This is a genomic window from Peribacillus frigoritolerans (assembly GCF_004358755.1).
Taxonomy (GTDB): domain Bacteria; phylum Bacillota; class Bacilli; order Bacillales; family Bacillaceae; genus Bacillus_P.
Genome location: NZ_SMZY01000002.1, coordinates 509,132 through 526,512 on the forward strand (window position 1 = coordinate 509,132; position 17,381 = coordinate 526,512).

Sequence of the window (17,381 nt, forward strand, 5' to 3'; positions counted from 1 at the left end):
AATTCTTTAAAACACAGATAAGACGTGAGATTTCCGGATCTCACGTCTTTTTGTGTGCTCTTTACAATAAATTTCATATTGCTTTTGCCTGCAAAATTAAGTATGATGAAAACGGTTCAAAGAGGTCTGATGACTAACATCCAATTACTTACAATAGATACCAGCTTGAGAGGAGATTTTTGATGAAAGAAAGAGCATTATTTTTTATCACGGGATTATTGATTTTGACACTAGGTGTTTCTCTGATTATCAAATCAGGTTTAGGGGCATCCTCATGGGACGCACTAGCTGTAGGCGAATCAAACATGTTTGGCCTGACAGTCGGAACTTGTATTTTCATTAATGGAATCGCTTTAATTTTCATCAATGCTTTCTTGATGAAGAAAAAGCCTGAAATTCTTGCAGCAGCAAGTATTCTTCTAATTGGAGCATTGATTGATTTTTGGCTGCTGGTTGTTTTAAAACACTATTCGCCGACTGTCCTGTTTTTCCAGGCTTCAGCTCTTATCGCCGGCATTCTCTCAATGGGCGCGGGAGTAGCTATTTACCTGCAGGCTAAATTCCCTGCAAGCCCGATGGACACATTGATGGTTGCAATTCATACTCGCTTTGGCTTGAACTTGAGAAATTCGCGAATCATCAGTGAAGCCTTCGCTCTTCTTCTTGCTTTTATTTTTCAAGGGGCAATCGGGATCGGGACATTTATTGTCACGCTTACATTAGGGTTTGTTGTTCAATATTTTTATCCTAAATTTGAAGGTTTATTATTTAAAATGAGTAGCAAACTATCTTATAAATAAAACGAAATTCTTTTTTAAAAAATAAGGTTGATTTGTTCCTACTAATCTATTATAGTTAAATACGTCAGAGGTCAGACATCAGATGACGCTGGCTCTCTTTTTGGAATTAGATGAAAGCGTATACAGATTCTTTTCAAAAATGCTTTTAAATACATCTCAGAGGTGAAGAAAATGAAATACCTAATAGCCCTTCTCGGTTTAGTGATTGTACTCGGATTAGCATGGGTTGCAAGCAGCGACCGCAGAAAAATTAAGTTCAAACCTGTTGCCCTTATGATTGTGATTCAAATTCTATTAACGTTCCTATTATTAAACACGAAGTTTGGTTTGATCATGATCACAGCGATTGCTGATGGATTCGGCAAATTGCTTGGCTATGCAAATGAAGGAATCATGTTCGTTTTCGGCGGACTTGCAAATGATGGACAAGCTCCATTTTTCTTGAATGTATTGCTGCCAATCGTCTTTATCTCAGCACTTATCGGGATTTTCCAATACATTAAGGTCCTCCCTTTTATCATGAAAGGCATTGGATTTGCATTAAGCAAAATCAATGGAATGGGCAAACTCGAATCATATAACGCAGTGGCATCTGCCATTGTTGGACAATCTGAAGTTTTCATCACTGTTAAAAAACAGCTTGGCCAATTATCATCACAGCGTCTTTACACGCTTTGTGCATCGGCTATGTCGACGGTATCAATGTCCATCGTTGGTGCTTACATGACAATGATCGAGCCAAGATACGTTGTAACAGCAATCGTCATCAACTTGTTTGGCGGATTCATTATCGCATCAATCATTAATCCTTACACTGTTTCTGATGAAGAAGATATTCTTGTCATTCAAGAAGAAGAAAAGCAATCCTTCTTCGAAATGCTTGGCGAATATATCATGGATGGATTTAAAGTAGCTATTATCGTAGGTGCAATGCTTATCGGTTTCGTTGCTTTAATCGCTGCTGTCAACAATATTTTCGACATGATATTCGGCATTACATTCCAAGGAATCTTAGGTTATCTTTTTGCTCCAATTGCGTTCATTATGGGTGTTCCTATGAGTGAAGCAGTTGCTGCCGGCGGAATTATGGCCACTAAACTAGTAACAAACGAATTCGTTGCAATGATGGATCTGGCTAAAGTATCTGAGAACTTCAGCGAACGCACACTTGGAATCATCTCAGTATTCCTTGTATCCTTTGCTAACTTCTCTTCAATCGGAATCATTGCTGGTGCTGTTAAAGGACTTCATGAAAAACAAGGGAATGTTGTTGCCCGCTTTGGATTGAAATTGCTTTACGGTGCTACACTTGTAAGTATTTTATCTGCGATTATTGTAAGTATCGTATTATAAGAACAAAAGCAGCAGGGATGTTAACATCCCTGCTGCTTTTATGTCCTTATTTCAGCTTTTTCCCATCAAACATAAACCTGTAAACCGGCAGCTCTTGTCCAACTTCAGAAGGAATGTATCCAAATGTGACATAGCTGTCAATCGATTCCGGTTCTAAAGAAAGCGACAGCAAGTTGTTTTGCGGCTGTGCGGATATGAAAACGTATGTGCCTTTCGGGAACACAACCTCTTTCTTTTCAAGCTCCGTCTGCACTTCTGCAAGCTGGATGCCTTCATACTTCTCCGTGTTCTCCTTGCTGGTTACTTCATAAGCTTCAACCGGCAGCTTCATTTGCTTTGGCAGCTGGAATCCCTTCAAGCCCTGATTCTGAAGCTTAGCAGCAATTTCTCCCTGATCAGGCTTCAGCACATAGGCTGTCGGCCTTTCTCTCGTTAACGTCGGTTCTGCTTCTGTTGCACTGAAATAGTTCACTGGAATATCTTTTACAGTGCCCGTTGCGATATCAATCATTTCAAGTGTTTGATTTTCAAGTTCCACGGCTTCGCTGTTGACGATAATTGGATCTTTATCATTACTGCGAAGTCCTTTCTTGACAAGCTTTGCCCGCTCTAGTGCGACGGTCATTTTCACTTTTTTCGCATTCTCTGCGGTCTGTCTTAAAATATGCTCGTGCGTCGCAATTTGAGCAGCAACGCGGCGGCCGAAATCTTCTCGTCCAATGTCGATTCCGCGGCTTTCAACTAAAAATGAAAACGAGGTCTGCAGGCCAAATGCGTTCCGGCCAATGCGCGGCTCAGTTCCCCCTTCAAGGATGTCAATCTCCCCATTGGTTACAGCCGATGTATAATAGCGGTCACCTGTATAGCCCATGTCTTCTAACGTGTTTAAAGTCGGATCGACATACAGGCTGTCAGACATGGTACGGATTTTTTCAGGAATGTTTAAGTTTCTTCCCGATAATAGCAGAATATCATGATATTTCAGCAGTCCGCCCTCGCCGAACGGTTTAAAAGAACTCGTATAAGGTGTGTATTCATGAGCATCAATGACAACCTCTGGTGTATACTTGTTGAACTCATGATGAATGGCCTCCACCTCTGGAGATTCAAGCTTTACATGATCCCGGTTTCCATCAAGTCCATTTTGAAGCTGGCGTTTAAAATGATACGAGCCGTCCGGATTCACGCGGGGTACGATGATGACATTAATTTTATCTAATACCTCATCTCCAAGGTCTCCTGTCAGGCGGTTCGCAATCGCTAAAATCGCTTCTCCGCTTGCCGGCTCATTTCCATGAATCTGGCTTTGGATCCAAACAGTCGGTTTGCGGGATAAATAACTAGGATTGATTTTTTGATCTTTCGTAAAATAAAGGGCTGGCAATTCCATGCCATTTTGAGAAGTGCCGATGTTTTTCACCGAAACATACGGGCTCTTCGCTTTCAGCTCTTCTATGTAAGCAAGCATTTCCTCCTGAGTTGTAAAAGCTTCTTCTCCTTTTACAAATGCAGGTGTCCCGTCCGTGACTTCTACCTCAGGAAACAGCGGCCTTACCTGTTCAGGCTGACTGTACGCCTTCCCGTAATACGGTGTTTCAGCGCTCACTGCAGGCGCTAATAAAAAACTGGCTGTCAATAAAACTGGAATCGAGCTTTTTTTCAGAACCTTTTTCATGGACTGCCTCCTCTTTCTTCTTGTGAATCTAATGATAGAGGAAAAGGGGTTTATTTTCAAAAAATTAAGAATAGTTTATTATCCCCATAAAATTCGACATTTTCGTTTATTTCGGCTAAATCAGGACGAATGATTCAATTATTATTTCGTTATTCGAAGGATTCATAGCAAGAATAACCCAGCAGCTTTTAATTTTATATAGCTTTTCCTTCTTTTGAATCATTTTTCTCATCACATAGAAAGAACTTAAAATGAGGCAAACATTATGACTGACCAGGCAACAGTTTTTTCTTTTTTCTCAGTTCTTTATATTTTTCAAACTCAAATCCCTGCAGAAATGCTTTTGCCGCGGAATATCCCGATTGATAAAGCAAGGCAATCTCTTCGTCCTTCAAATCAAAATCAGTTGCGGTAATACCCCCTGTAGGGATTTGAATTGTTCTTTCTTTTGTTTCTTCGGTTAGATGTCTAAGGTCATGTGCCTGCAGCATCGTTTTAAAGATATTTTTAAAGAGGTGGACGGGTGTTGGAATGACGGCCCCCATCTGAATTTCCTCTTTCACAAACCTGAAGCCGAATGTTGGAAAGCGCGGTTCTTCTTTCGAATCAAAGATCCAGATCGGAAAGTTGCTGAGCAGCCCGCCATCTAAAATATAAGAGGTAAATCTTGTTTTTGACTTCCATTTGACCGGCCTGAAGAAAAAGGGCAGGGATGCGCTCATCATGACGGCAGTTGATATTTTTACATCCCCTGGTTTCATGCTGTATTTCGGCAAATCATCCGGTAAAATAAGAATTTCTCCGTTTGAAACATCTGATGCGATGATCTTCAGTTTCCCTGCCGGCAAATCGGCAAATGTCCTGATCCCTTTAGCAGCAAGCATAGAATCAACCCATTCTTCCAGATAATCATTTTTGTAAAATCCCAAATGGATCATAAGTTCAAAGAGCCCGCCGACAATCGGTATATAATTTAAAAAGGATTTGCCTCTAAATTTAGTAAAATCCATTTGGATAAGCAGATCGCGTATTTCATGGCTTTTATACCCGCTTGCCAAAAGAGCAGCGATTACCGCCCCGGCTGATGTGCCGGCAAGTCTCTCCCACTCAACCTGCTCTTCTTCCATTGCCTGAATGGCGCCGGCAAACGCAATTCCCCGAACGCCTCCGCCTTCAAATACCCCGTCTGCCTTCATAAATTGTCACCCCTCAGGATCAGATTTTCTCCCTTCCTAGCTTCAAGATTTCAGCTCCGAATTCCTTTTTGCAATGTTCAAATGATTCCATTTCCCCAGCATTTTCTTTTCATGGTTCAGCAGCCATTGTTTTCGCCACGTTTCCCAGGCGTATCCCGTCAGACTGCTGTTTTTCCCTAAGACCCGGTGACACGGAATCAAAATGCCGAGCTTGTTTTTGCCATTAGCCATGCCGACTGCTCTTGACGCTTGCGGGCTTCCTATTCTTTCCGCAATTTCCGAATATGAAGCTGTTTGTCCGAACGGGATAGAGTTGACTTCAGACCATACTTTTTGCTGAAAAACCGTTCCGATTGCCTCAATTGGAACCGTAAAAAAAGGGATTTCTCCTTTAAAATAATCATCAAGTTCTTGAATGCACCGCTCAATATAGGGATGACAGTCTGATTTTTTTTCTGCCGCATCCGTAAAAGAAACACCGGATATTCCCTTCTCAGAACCAATCACTTCCATCCATCCGATCGGTGATTGATAATATCCTTTCATTTGCATGACACCTCCCATTTTCTTATTATAAACGTCTCCTCTATTGTATTTTTGCGGTTTCATTCCTTCTATTACGAGATCAAACACCCACATGTTAAAATGAAAGAAAGGAGCTGATCTTATGGAAATGAAATTTTGGAATGCCATCGTATCCTGCGATCAAACCTATGATGGCATTTTCTATTACGGTGTCCGCACAACTGGAATCTTCTGCAGGCCTTCTTGTCCTTCAAGAACACCGAAACAGGAGAATGTTACGATTTATGCAGATAGTGACACCCCTGTTCGTGATGGGCTGCGCCCCTGTAAACGATGCCGTCCGGATGAGCTGCTGACTCCTTCCATCATACAAACAGCACAAGCCTATCTAGCAGATCATCTTGCAGATGAAATGACTCTGGGTAAATTGGCAGAAAAGCTTTATATAAGTCCCTTCCATCTTCAGCGGATTTTTAAAGATGAAACGAATACATCGCCCAGCAAGTATCTGCAGGATAAAAGGGTTCAGCATGCAAAACAGCTGATCCTGGAAACAGAACTTCCAATACATGAAATCGCCTATGCTGCAGGGTTTAAGAATGCCGCTCACTTCTTAGCCGTTTTTAAAAAGAAAACGTCTCTCTCGCCAACTGAATTCCGTTCGGCACATTAAAAAAGAGAGAATCCGATGGAATTCTCTCTTTCAACCACTATTCATTCAGCAAGCCTTCATTTTGCAAATAATCTTCAGCCACTTCTGCAGCCGGTTTTCCTTCTACGTTTACTTGATAATTCATATCACGCATTTCATCATCTGTAATTTTGCCGGCCAGTTTGTTCAAAGCATCTTCAATTTCCGGATGCTCTTCAAGTGTTTCCTGCTTTAATAAAGGTGCTCCCTGATAAGGCGGAAACAGATTTTTATCATCTTCAAGAACCGTTAAGTTATACTGCTTCAGTTCACTGTCGGTTGAATAGGCATCAATAAGATTGATTTCCCCTGATTGAATCGCTTCATACCGCAGTTTTGGCTCCATTGTATTTAAATTTGGAAAGGTTGTTCCGTATAGCTTTTGAATCCCTTTATAACCGTCCATTCGATCTGAAAATTCGAGGGTGAATCCGGCTTTCATATTTCCTGCGACTTGTTTTAAATCTGACATTTTTTCAAGGCCATACTGATTGGCAGCTTCTTTTGGAACAGCGAGCGTGTAGGTGTTGTTGAACTGCATCGGTTCTAGATAAGCCATATCAAATTTTTTCTGCATGCCTTCTTTCGCCTGCTCGTACACTTCTTTCCTGTCAGTGCTGACTGCCTCCTCTTTTAAGAAGGTAGTAATGGCTGTCCCCGTAAACTCTGGGTAAATATCGATATCGCCTGATTCAAGGGCATTGAAAACAAACGACGTTTTTCCAAGACCTGGCTTCACATCAACTTCTAAATCTGTGTCCTGTTCAATCAGCAGTTTGTACATGTTGATTAAGATCTCAGGCTCTGAGCCAAGTTTCCCTGCAATCACAATGTCTTTTTTCCCTGTGCCGAATGCAAGCGGAACGGCAGCGACCAAGACGGCGATCAATGCTGCAATCCCAATGGCTTTCATCGATCGTTTCGCAGATGCTTTTTCCACTAATCGAAGGAGGACGTCAAAGAAAATAGCCAGCAATGCGGCTGGAATGGCTCCCATCAAAATCAGCATATTGTCATTTCGGTCAATTCCAAGAAGAATCAGCTTGCCGAGGCCCCCTGCTCCAATAAGAGCAGCAAGGGTTGTTGTTCCAACGATCAGCACCATAGCTGTACGGATACCGGCCATGATGACAGGGAGAGCAAGCGGAAGCTCCACTTTGAACAGGCGCTTTGAGCTGTTCATCCCCATGGCTCTAGCAGCTTCTATTAAAGAAGGATCCACTTCTTTGATCCCCGTGTATGTATTTCTTAAGATTGGCAGCAGCGCATAAATCACTAATGCAATAATAGCAGGCACAACCCCAATTCCAACTAAAGGAATCAGCAGTCCCAGCAAGGCAAGCGATGGAATTGTCTGCAAGACCGCAGAAACACCGATCACCCCTTCAGCCGCCTGTGTTTTTCTCGTTAAATAAATACCAAGCGGAATCGAGATCACCACTGCAAGCAATAAAGCTATGAAAGAAATTTGAATATGCTCAAACAGAGCGGTCAGCAGCTCACCCTGTCTTTCCTTAAAAACATCAATAAATGCATTCATCGATTAACCTCTTTCTTCCGTTCGTCCAGACAGAAACTGAACGGCAGACTCTCTGGTAATGGTGCCGATTATTTGTCCATTCCGTTCAACTGGCACCTTGTCTTCATCCCCTAATCGGGCTAAAGCCTCTCTGATCGTTGCGGAATGAGAAAGCGGCATTTTAAGAGGATCTGTCTCCTGAGGAGGACGCACAAACCCTTCAATAGAACCATCCAGCACATTAGCTGGGGCACGATTGCCGATAAATTGCCTGACGAACTCATTTGCAGGATTTGCAATGATCGCTTCAGGTGCATCAATCTGAATTGCCTCTCCATCCTTCATTACACAAATGCGGTCTCCTAGAGTCAACGCCTCCTGCATATCAAGTGTAACAAAGACAATCGTTTTATGTATTCGCTTCTGGAGATCCAGCATATCCTGCTGCAGTTTTTCACGGCTGATCGGATCGAGCGCGCTGAACGGCTCGTCCATCAGAATAATATCAGGATCTGCTGCAAGCGCCCTGATAACTCCGATTCTCTGCTGCTGACCGCCTGATAATTCACTCGGTTTCCGTGTTCGATATGTACTTGGTTCAAGACCGACCATTTCAAGCAGCTCATCTGTGCGTTTACTGATTTTATCCGCGTCCCATTTTCTGAGTTCAGGAACAATCGCGATATTTTCCTCAATCGTCATATGCGGAAACAGCGCAATCTGCTGCAAGACATACCCAATATTCCAGCGCAGCTCATGAATGTCATAATCATGAACATTTTTTCCATCGATAAACACAGATCCGTCCGTTGCATCAATCAAACGGTTAATCATTTTCATTGTCGTGGTTTTTCCGCAGCCGGATGGCCCGATAAAAACAAAAAATTCCCCTTTTTCTATCGTTAAATCCAAGGAACGGACAGCATTTGTACCATCCTTATACACCTTAGATACGTTCTCAAAGCGGATCATCAGCTCACCTTTTTCTATTATGTAGTGGAAAAATAGTCATACCTTTACCTCTATTACCCGAAATAGTAAGGAGGTATTCATGTTTTTTCAAATAACAAAAACTTTTTCTTAAGCAATAGTGGAATTATCTGTATAATACTAGAAAAGAGAGGGTGAAGCCAGTAATGAAGATCAAAACAGATTTTGTAACCGGATTTAAGGATGCTATCATTTCATATACGCTTCTCAGCAAAAATTCTAAATCTAAAAGCCTCGCCATCATGTTTCCAGGTCTGGGATATACAGCTCAGGGACCTCTTTTTCATTATTCAACAGGAGTATTTTTAAATAAGAACACAGACGTGCTGCATATTAATTATCAATACCATTCAGCATTCTATGAATCTTTTTCAAATGAAGAACTCGATGAGGCGTTAAAAAGAGATGTAAGAAACGTCATTGACACTGTACTAAGCTCACATACTTACAGTGATTTTTATCTGATAGGAAAATCATTGGGATCCATAGCCTTAGCTTCTGAACTGGGCAGAACGGCTTTTTTCGATGCAAAAGTGATTTGGCTGACGCCGCTTTTGAATCGGGAAGATGTTTTTGGAGCGATGGTAAAAAGGAAAAAAAGAGGTTTGTGCATCATTGGTGATAAAGATCCTTATTATAAAGAAGAAAAATTTCAGGAGCTGAAGGAAAATCCGGCTATCGACTCCCTTCTTATCCCTGAGGCAAATCATAGTTTAGAAGTGGAAGGGGATCCTGAGGGTTCCATTGATATATTAAAAGAAGTGATAAAGAAGATTGAAGCATTATAAAAGCGCGGCAGCGAGCCGCGCTTCTTTTTATTCAAACAGCTGATCAATAGCACTTTGAGGAAGAGCTTTTTCTCCCCCAATGATGTAATACACCGCTGTAGAATCCATATACTTTTGAATCGTAGTTTTAGTGGCAATGTTTGCAGTATTTGAATCTGTTAAAACAAGTGGACTGAAATATTGAGCGGCAAGTGCAGAACCTGCAAGTGCATCAGGATAGTTTGTTCCAGTGGCCACAAACGTGACAAATGGATCGATTTCATCAATAAATCTGTCAATGATTTGACTATTTGTGGCGTATCGGTCTTTACCGCTGATGCGTTTCATGCCTGGAAGTTTTTTTGCAGTTGCATCAGAAATAGCGCCAGTTCCCCCAATGACATACGTTTCATCCACTCCCCATTCTTTCACAAAAGTAGAAACGGAAGACGGAATAGAATCTTTATTAGTAAGAAGAATGGGCATTTCCATTTGAGCAGCGATTGGAGCAATAGATAATGCATCAGCAAATGTTTTGCCGGTTGCAACAACGACTGTTCCTCTTTCTGCACCGATTTCATCCGCAATTTTCACAGAAGTTTCAAATCGGTCTGCACCGCTTAATCTATTTACAGTGATTTTCATTTTTTCGAGCTGTGTTTTAACCGTGTCAGAAATCGCTCCTTTTCCCCCAACAAGATACACTTCTTCTACACCTAAACGGATAAGTTCTTTCTTGACTGTATCAGGCAATGTATTGGGAGTTGTCAGAAGTAAAGGACCGCCCACGCGATAAGCGAGAGGTGTTGCACTTAGAGCATCAGGGAAATTGCTGCCTGTTGCGATAACTGCAATTGGAGCAGTTCCGTTTTCAAAGCCTTCTTTAGAAATTTCTACAGCTGTGGCATAGCGGTCGTTGCCTGAGATTCGCTGGAACTGTTCCAGCTCTTCAAAAATCATGTGATCCATTGAATAATCTTCTTCTAGTGATGATGAGAAGCTATTTGTCGTCTCTATATAATAAGTCCCTGGTGCAAGAGATGCTTCAACTGTAACAATAGTAAAATCTTCAAAATCTTCCAGTGTACTTTGAGCAACTACCTGACCTGACGCGTTCATTACTCGAACTTTCATATTTGAATTATATTGATCATTCATCATTGTGGCATAAAGAAGGTAATTTGCATCTTCTGAGATGGAGAATTTATAGTAGTCTACATCTTTGCCATTATTAGCTGCTTGATTATTTATACTTCCCTGTACGGAATAATCAACCTCTGTAAACGTAGCCTTCCCCATAACATCGTTAGGTTCTTCTTCATAAAACGCACCTTCATACTCATTAAAACCGGATGCCTTCATTTCATTTTGCATCATACCATTCTGTTTAAAAGCTGCCATTCTCTGTTCGGCTGCCTGAACCGGACTTGTTTCTGCAAATCCCTGCCCCAAAGGAAGTGCAAGAAATAATCCGCATGCTAAAATCAATTCTTTTTTCATGTTATCCCCCTGTTTTCTATATGAAATCTATTAGATTATACTCGCAATTTTCGACAGATGTAAGATATATTTCCCAAAATTTAGGTCACCTCATCAACTATTTCTTTCGACTTATTTTGACAAGTTGAATATAAGAAAAAAGCCCTGATCAGATCAGGACTTTTTCTTGTGCAAATTACTCAAATAATGTGGAAATTGCTGATTCGGGAAGAGCATTTTCTCCCCCGATGATGTAATACATTTTAGCTGAATCTGCATAGGCAGCAAGTGTATCGATCGTTGTCTGCTCAGCTGCTTTAGGATTTGTTAAAATCATAGGATTGCCATGAACCGCTGCTGCAGCAGAACCCGACAATGCATCAGGGTAGTTTGCTCCAGTTGCGATAAACGGACTTTCCATATTCAAATCAGCTGCAAAGTACTTGATAATGCTGCTGTTTGTTTCATAACGAGTTGCCCCGCTGATGCGTTTATGATTTGGGAAACCTTTGGCGATCTTATCAGGCACAGCCCCTGTGCCGCCAATTACAAAGGTTTGCTTCATTTTGCTTGATTTAACGAATTGATTCACAGAATCAGGGATTGCATTTTTCTTTGTTAACAGAATCGGCATAGTTTTCGATGCAGCAATTGGCGCAATCGATAAGGCATCTGCAAAGCTTTCGCCTGTTGCAACGACAGCACGGTCCACTGCTCCAAGCTGTTTTGCGATATTGACAGATGTCTCGTAGCGGTCTTTCCCGCTGATTCTTGAGATTGTTGTCATGCCGGCTGCTTTTAACTCTTTTTCTACGTTAGGTGTAATAACAGATGCTCCGCCAACCAGAATGACTTTTTTTGCTCCCAATCTCTTAAGCTCACTTTTTACAACAGCAGGCAGTTTGTTCGTGTCTGTCAATAATAGAGGAGCTTTGTTTTTATGTGCAAGCGGTGTTGCACTTAAAGCATCCGGATAGTTTTTGCCTGTTGCAATGACAACAGTACCGGAACCAGTAAAGCTTTCTTTTGATACTTTTACAGCTGTTTCATAGCGGTCTGAACCAGAAATCCGCTCCATAGGAATATTCATTCGGTCAAATGCTTTCACTGCTCCGAAGGCATCAAGACGGCCCCAGCCGGAAACTGTGTCATAGCCTGGAATGACTTCTTCTTCAGGGTATGGGTATTCTTCGTCATATGGATATTCTTCATAGTCATCCATAGGATTATCCTGTTCATCAAACGCGATGTCTGCGGCAGATTTTGTTAAGATTCCTTCTACTTCACCTGGCGTTAAATCATGATTATGTGAAAGAAGAAGACCTGCCACTGCTGCAACATGAGGTGTTGCCATTGATGTTCCCGTCATATTCGTGACATTGCCATCAGGCATTAAGCTTGGAATGTCTGTACCTGGTGCAACAAGATCCAGGCCATTTCCATAGTTTGAATAATCCGATACAAGATCGATGCGGTTTGTTCCGCCTACTGAAATAACATACTTAGAAGAAGCAGGATAAGAGAGCCCTTCCATTCCGTCATTTCCGCTTGCTGCTACAACTGTTACATCATGATCATATGCATATTTTAAGGCACTCTCGATGACGCGGCTGTATCCTCCGCCAAGACTTAAGTTAATAACCCTAGCACCTTGATCTACAGCATATCGGATTCCAAATGCAATTCCTTCAGTGTCTCCGCTTCCTGCTGCATCAAGGACTTTTACAGGAAGAATTTTGGCATGAGGGTTGATGCCTGCCATTGAATAATGATTATTTGCTTCAGCCGCAATGATGCCGGACACATGAGTTCCATGTCCATTGTCATCCATGGCATTTGTGTTTTTCTCAATAAAGTTGTAGCCTTTTTCAGTCAGCACCCTGCTGCTTAAATCTGCAAGAGTATGATCCACTCCTGTATCAGCTACGGCAATCACTGAATCACTCAGCTGTCTGCCTTTTAATAATTTTTGAAGCGCTTCAAATTTGATGTCAGCATCCGCAATGCCGCCATCTTTTCCCTCATTTCTCAATGACCATTGATATGGATATTGAGCATCAGCAGTAAATGCTTTGTACTGCTGAACAGGTTCTGCATATTCAACCTCTGGCAGCTTTGCAAGCTGTCCTGCAGCTGTTTTTAATGTTTTTGCTGTGGCTTTGAAATCAGAAGAGCTTCCTTCTACTTCCATCACATACATATCAGGAAAAACTGATTTGTTGGCTTTTAGCGGAGAAACCGACTGAATGCCGTATGATTTTGTTTTTGATTGAATGCTGCTTAATTTCTTGCCTTCTTTCAGTTTTACAATCACTCGGTTTTCATAGATGCTTGCAGCAGGTACTGCATAACCGCCTTTTTGTAAAATAGAAGAAACCGTTTTGTTCGTTACGTTTGAAATTCCGATGCTCTTCCCTGTTTTTTCAATTTGATCCTTCAGGAAAGACGGTACTGATTCAAGCGCTGTGCTATATAAACGATTGATCGCATCTTGATCCGCACTTGAAATTTTATACGTACTGCTGCTGCCCTTTGCAGCAACATCTGCAAACAAGCCTTTTAATTGGATTAAATCCTGATAAACGTTATCGCGAATCGTTTTGCTGAAAACCATTTTCGTGCTTAAAAATGGAGCAATCTTGTAATACATGGAAGACAATTCTTTTCCATTTTCTGTTTTAGCAAGGACATCTTCACGAATGCTTCTCAAATCTTTTAAAATAGCTTTGCCGTTTTCTCTTTCTTTTGTGCTGAGCTCAGCCGGGCATTCTTCTGTGCCTAGATATTCAGAAGGAGGAAGTGTTACTCCGTCGTAGCCGATTGTATAGGAAGCGGCAGGCACTGATGGCTCTTCCTCTTCTTCCTCAATCGTCATCTCTTCTTCTATGTATTCCTCTTCCATGGCATAATGCTCTACCTTAATATAAAAAGGTCCAGCCCATGCTACCGGAAAATCAATAACAGCCGGCTGATCGGCGTAAGAATACCCCATGTATCTGTCGAATGCACGATTATCAATTGCATTTTCGAGGCTGGAGTATACCGTCACATTAAGTTCAGCTTCAGATTGAAGCTTCATGCGCAAATGAGTGTAATTTTTAATTTCTGCCTGAGTTGGATCAACTGTGTACCAATGTACTTGTTCCGATTCCTCAAACAAACCTTCAACTGGTTCTGAAATGGTTAATTTGGCTTCTTCTTTCGGCACATCTGCTTCTGCGGCCAAAACATCCTTTAAAGGAAACTGACTGAAAAACAGGGCAAAAATCAGAATGACTGCCATGAAACTGCTAAACTTTCTTTTCGTCATTTGAAACCTCCGCTTAATAGATTCATAATATTTACAGTTTCTATTAAAACACAGAAACTCTATTTTTGGAAAACATTTCTATATAATTAAGGTAGATTTAAACAAGGAGCTGCTATCCGCAGCTCCACGTCAGTATGAACCTATTCTTTTAGAGCACCATATCTGATTTCACATAGTGATAAAGCAGCTTTGCCGTATTTTCAAGCGAATCTTTATGAGTGCGCTCAAACGCATGGGAGGAGTCGATTCCCGGTCCGATCAATCCGTGCACAATATCATGGCCTGAACGGATTGCGGCTGAAGCATCTGAGCCATAGTACGGATAAATATCTAATTGATAGCCGATGTTATGCTCCTTCGCCAGATTCGTTAAGTTTTTGCGGAGCTCATAATGATAGGGACCGCTTGCGTCTTTCACACAAATGGAAACGGTATACTCATCCGTTGACTGCCCGTCTCCCATCGCCCCCATATCAACAGCTAAATATTCAACGGTTTCAGGTGTGATGTTGGAGTTTCCGCCGTAGCCGATTTCTTCGTTATTTGAAATTAAAAAATGAGTGGTATACGGAAGCAGCAATTTCTCTTCCTTAATTTGTTTCATAAGCTGAAGCAAAAGAGCAACACTTGCTTTATCGTCTAAATGGCGGGATTTGATAAAACCATTTTCTGTGATTTCTACTCTAGGGTCAAACGAAACAAAATCTCCGACTTCAATGCCGAGCGCGCGTACATCCTCCGCGTTTTTCACCACTTCATCAAGGCGGATTTCCATGTTGGCCTGATTGCGTTCTGCTTTGCCAGCATCTTTGTAGACGTGTACAGAAGTTTGATGCATCAAGATCGTGCCTGTAAATACTTTGCCTGATGAGGACTCGATTTTGCAGTATTCCCCTTCAATCGAGTTGAAGGTAAAACCGCCGATTAAATCAATCGTGAGCCGTCCGCTCGTTTTGATTTCTTTTACAATTGCCCCAAGTGTATCAACGTGCGCTGTCAGCATGCGGTGATGGGAATTGTCTCTTCCCGGAATCGTTGCAAGCAGTCCGCCTTTGCGGTTGCGCCTCGTCTCTATTTGACAATCTGCTAAATAGTTTTCTACATATGTAATCACTTCATTTGTATTTCCTGATGGACTCGGTATGGATACGAGCTCTTTGATAAGCTGTATGGTTTCTTTCAAGAGAGTTCTCCCCTTTTAGTTTCTTTTTCTATATTATAGCAGTTTCAGGCATTCATAAAATAGGAAAACCGATTCTCCCTATTGGGGAATCGGCTGTTTGATCTTATTTATATGAGATGATGCTGAGCCCATGAGCTTCCAGTGCAGCCGTTGATGCAGAAATCTCCCGACCTGTTAACAGACATGCCGCCTTCTTCATTTCCTTTGGAAGAGAAACCTCAATTGGATGATCTGCCCCGTTTAAAATGAACAGGATCTTTTCATCTTTATACATTTTTAAGTACATAACAAATTCATCTTTTTTGCCAGCCTCCAAAAATTGGATTTTCCCCTTGTTGCCGAATGCCGCATTATTTTTACGAAGATCAATCATCTGAGAAATAAAGTTCAATAACTCGCTGTCCTGTTTCTCCTCATCCCAGATCATACACTTGCGGCAGCCGGGATCCATCACACCTGTCATGCCGATTTCGTCGCCATAATAAATGCATGGTGCGCCCGGTGATGAGAGCAGAAAAGCGAAAAGCTGCTTCACTTTATCTGTATTTTCCCCGCAGACAGTAGCGATACGAGGGGTGTCATGACTTCCAAGCAAATTAAAGGCAACCTCCGACACCTGCTCAGGATACATGAGAAGCGCTTCCGACGTTCGGTTTATAAACTCTGATGCCGTTACTTTTCCGTGAGCAAAATAGTCGATTGCAACACTTGTGTATGGGTAATTCATGACGGCATCAAATTGATCGCCCTGCAGCCACGGCATGGCATCATGCCACACTTCTCCCAAAATATAAACCTCTGGATCGATGGCTTTGATTTCTTTACGGAACTCGCGCCAGAAGTCATGCGAAACCTCATTTGCCACATCAAGTCTCCAACCGTCAATGCCAAATTCCCGCACCCAGTAGCGCCCAACCTCAAGCAGATATTCCCGCACTTCAGGATTACCTGTTCTGAGCTTCGGCATATTTTCCGAGAATCCAAACGTTTCATAATGAACCTTGCCGTCTTTTTTCAGAGGAAACTGATCAATGTGGAACCAATCTTTATACTTGGATGCTTCGCCGTTTACGACGACATCCTGAAACGGCGGAAACTCATAGCCGCAATGATTAAACACCGCATCAAGCATGACTTTAATGCCGTTTTCATGACAGACCTTAATTAATCTCTTAAACGTTTCTTTATCCCCAAACTGAGGGTCAATTTCCAAATAGTCAATCGTATCGTACTTATGATTCGAATACGCTTTAAAAATAGGGGTGAAATAGATTCCGGTTATGCCAAGCTTTACAAGGTAATCAATATTCTGAATGACCCCTTCAAAGTCACCTCCAAAGCTGTTCGCTGCTGTTGGCTCTGTACTTCCCCATGGCTGAGCATCTTTAGGATTAAGTGCAGCGTCTCCATTTGCAAAGCGTTCCGGGAAGATCTGATACCATACAGTATCCTTTACCCATGACGGTGCAGTGAAGATGTCCTCTTCATTAATATATGGGAATGTAAAATAGTAGCCGTTATGATCCTGCGGTTTTTTATCAAGGAAACCCTGCTCTGTATAAATCAGCGTTTGGTCGCCTGAAATCATCTCAAACCCATACTTTAAACGTCTGTGGGGAGGTTGAACCGCAACCGTCCATATATCGTAAAGTTCAGTCTTTCCAAGCAAAGTCATCTCGATATGCTCTTCTGACTTCCATTTCCAGACTCCTTCACTTTCCTGCTCCCAAGTAAACGGATCCCCCCAGATCAAATTCACCTTTTCAGCATCATTTTTCTTTGTCTGCAGACGGATGTGCAGCGTATCTTTATCATAAGCGTATGCAAAATTATTTTTTGGACGGTGGTAAACCGCTTCTTTTAACATCATTTTCAGTTCCCCCAATTATAGAC

13 protein-coding genes are annotated in these 17,381 nt (G+C 41.8%); 4 read left to right on the forward strand and 9 right to left on the reverse strand.

Annotated features, from left to right (window positions below; all coding sequences use genetic code 11):
• The first annotated feature begins 182 nt into the window (after positions 1-182).
• Entirely contained in the window at positions 183-800 is a 618-nt protein-coding gene (locus E2R53_RS09980; RefSeq protein ID WP_133311614.1) for a YczE/YyaS/YitT family protein, read from the forward strand.
• A gap of 171 nt (positions 801-971) precedes the next feature.
• Complete coding sequence (locus tag E2R53_RS09985; protein WP_133311615.1) at positions 972-2,153, forward strand: NupC/NupG family nucleoside CNT transporter; 1,182 nt, start codon at positions 972-974, stop codon at positions 2,151-2,153.
• A gap of 46 nt (positions 2,154-2,199) precedes the next feature.
• On the opposite strand, the gene E2R53_RS09990 is transcribed toward E2R53_RS09985, so the two are convergent.
• The 3 genes from E2R53_RS09990 to E2R53_RS10000 form a co-directional block, all read right to left on the reverse strand.
• Entirely contained in the window at positions 2,200-3,828 is a 1,629-nt protein-coding gene (locus E2R53_RS09990; protein WP_133311616.1) for a M14 family metallopeptidase, read from the reverse strand.
• Positions 3,829-4,091: 263 nt separating this feature from the next.
• The gene (locus tag E2R53_RS09995) at positions 4,092-5,024 is read right to left on the reverse strand and encodes a patatin-like phospholipase family protein (protein WP_133311617.1); all 933 of its coding nucleotides are present in this window, start codon (positions 5,022-5,024) and stop codon (positions 4,092-4,094) included.
• A 42-nt stretch (positions 5,025-5,066) separates the two neighbouring features.
• On the reverse strand, positions 5,067-5,576 hold the full coding sequence (locus tag E2R53_RS10000) for a methylated-DNA--[protein]-cysteine S-methyltransferase (protein WP_133311618.1): 510 nt from the start codon (positions 5,574-5,576) through the stop codon (positions 5,067-5,069).
• Between the two features lie 115 nt (positions 5,577-5,691).
• On the opposite strand from E2R53_RS10000, the gene E2R53_RS10005 reads away from it, so the two are divergent.
• Complete coding sequence (locus E2R53_RS10005) at positions 5,692-6,222, forward strand: bifunctional transcriptional activator/DNA repair enzyme AdaA (protein WP_133311619.1); 531 nt, start codon at positions 5,692-5,694, stop codon at positions 6,220-6,222.
• Positions 6,223-6,259: 37 nt separating this feature from the next.
• Here E2R53_RS10005 and opuFB read toward each other — a convergent pair whose 3' ends face one another.
• The gene (opuFB, locus tag E2R53_RS10010) at positions 6,260-7,780 is read right to left on the reverse strand and encodes an osmoprotectant update ABC transporter permease/substrate-binding subunit OpuFB (RefSeq protein WP_133311620.1); all 1,521 of its coding nucleotides are present in this window, start codon (positions 7,778-7,780) and stop codon (positions 6,260-6,262) included.
• Between the two features lie 3 nt (positions 7,781-7,783).
• Entirely contained in the window at positions 7,784-8,731 is a 948-nt protein-coding gene (locus tag E2R53_RS10015) for an ABC transporter ATP-binding protein (protein ID WP_133311621.1), read from the reverse strand.
• Between the two features lie 164 nt (positions 8,732-8,895).
• Between E2R53_RS10015 and E2R53_RS10020 the strand changes: the two genes are divergently transcribed.
• Entirely contained in the window at positions 8,896-9,537 is a 642-nt protein-coding gene (locus tag E2R53_RS10020; RefSeq protein ID WP_133311622.1) for an alpha/beta hydrolase, read from the forward strand.
• Positions 9,538-9,564: 27 nt separating this feature from the next.
• Here E2R53_RS10020 and E2R53_RS10025 read toward each other — a convergent pair whose 3' ends face one another.
• The 4 genes from E2R53_RS10025 to E2R53_RS10040 all read right to left on the reverse strand — a co-directional run bounded on the left by E2R53_RS10025 (position 9,565) and on the right by E2R53_RS10040 (position 17,355).
• Complete coding sequence (locus tag E2R53_RS10025; protein WP_133311623.1) at positions 9,565-11,016, reverse strand: cell wall-binding repeat-containing protein; 1,452 nt, start codon at positions 11,014-11,016, stop codon at positions 9,565-9,567.
• A gap of 175 nt (positions 11,017-11,191) precedes the next feature.
• The gene (locus E2R53_RS10030) at positions 11,192-14,305 is read right to left on the reverse strand and encodes a cell wall-binding repeat-containing protein (protein ID WP_133311624.1); all 3,114 of its coding nucleotides are present in this window, start codon (positions 14,303-14,305) and stop codon (positions 11,192-11,194) included.
• Between the two features lie 148 nt (positions 14,306-14,453).
• Positions 14,454-15,488, reverse strand: coding sequence for a M42 family metallopeptidase (locus E2R53_RS10035; RefSeq protein WP_133311625.1), 1,035 nt, complete (start codon positions 15,486-15,488; stop codon positions 14,454-14,456).
• A 103-nt stretch (positions 15,489-15,591) separates the two neighbouring features.
• On the reverse strand, positions 15,592-17,355 hold the full coding sequence (locus E2R53_RS10040; protein ID WP_133312246.1) for a glycoside hydrolase family 13 protein: 1,764 nt from the start codon (positions 17,353-17,355) through the stop codon (positions 15,592-15,594).
• Positions 17,356-17,381: the final 26 nt, after the last annotated feature.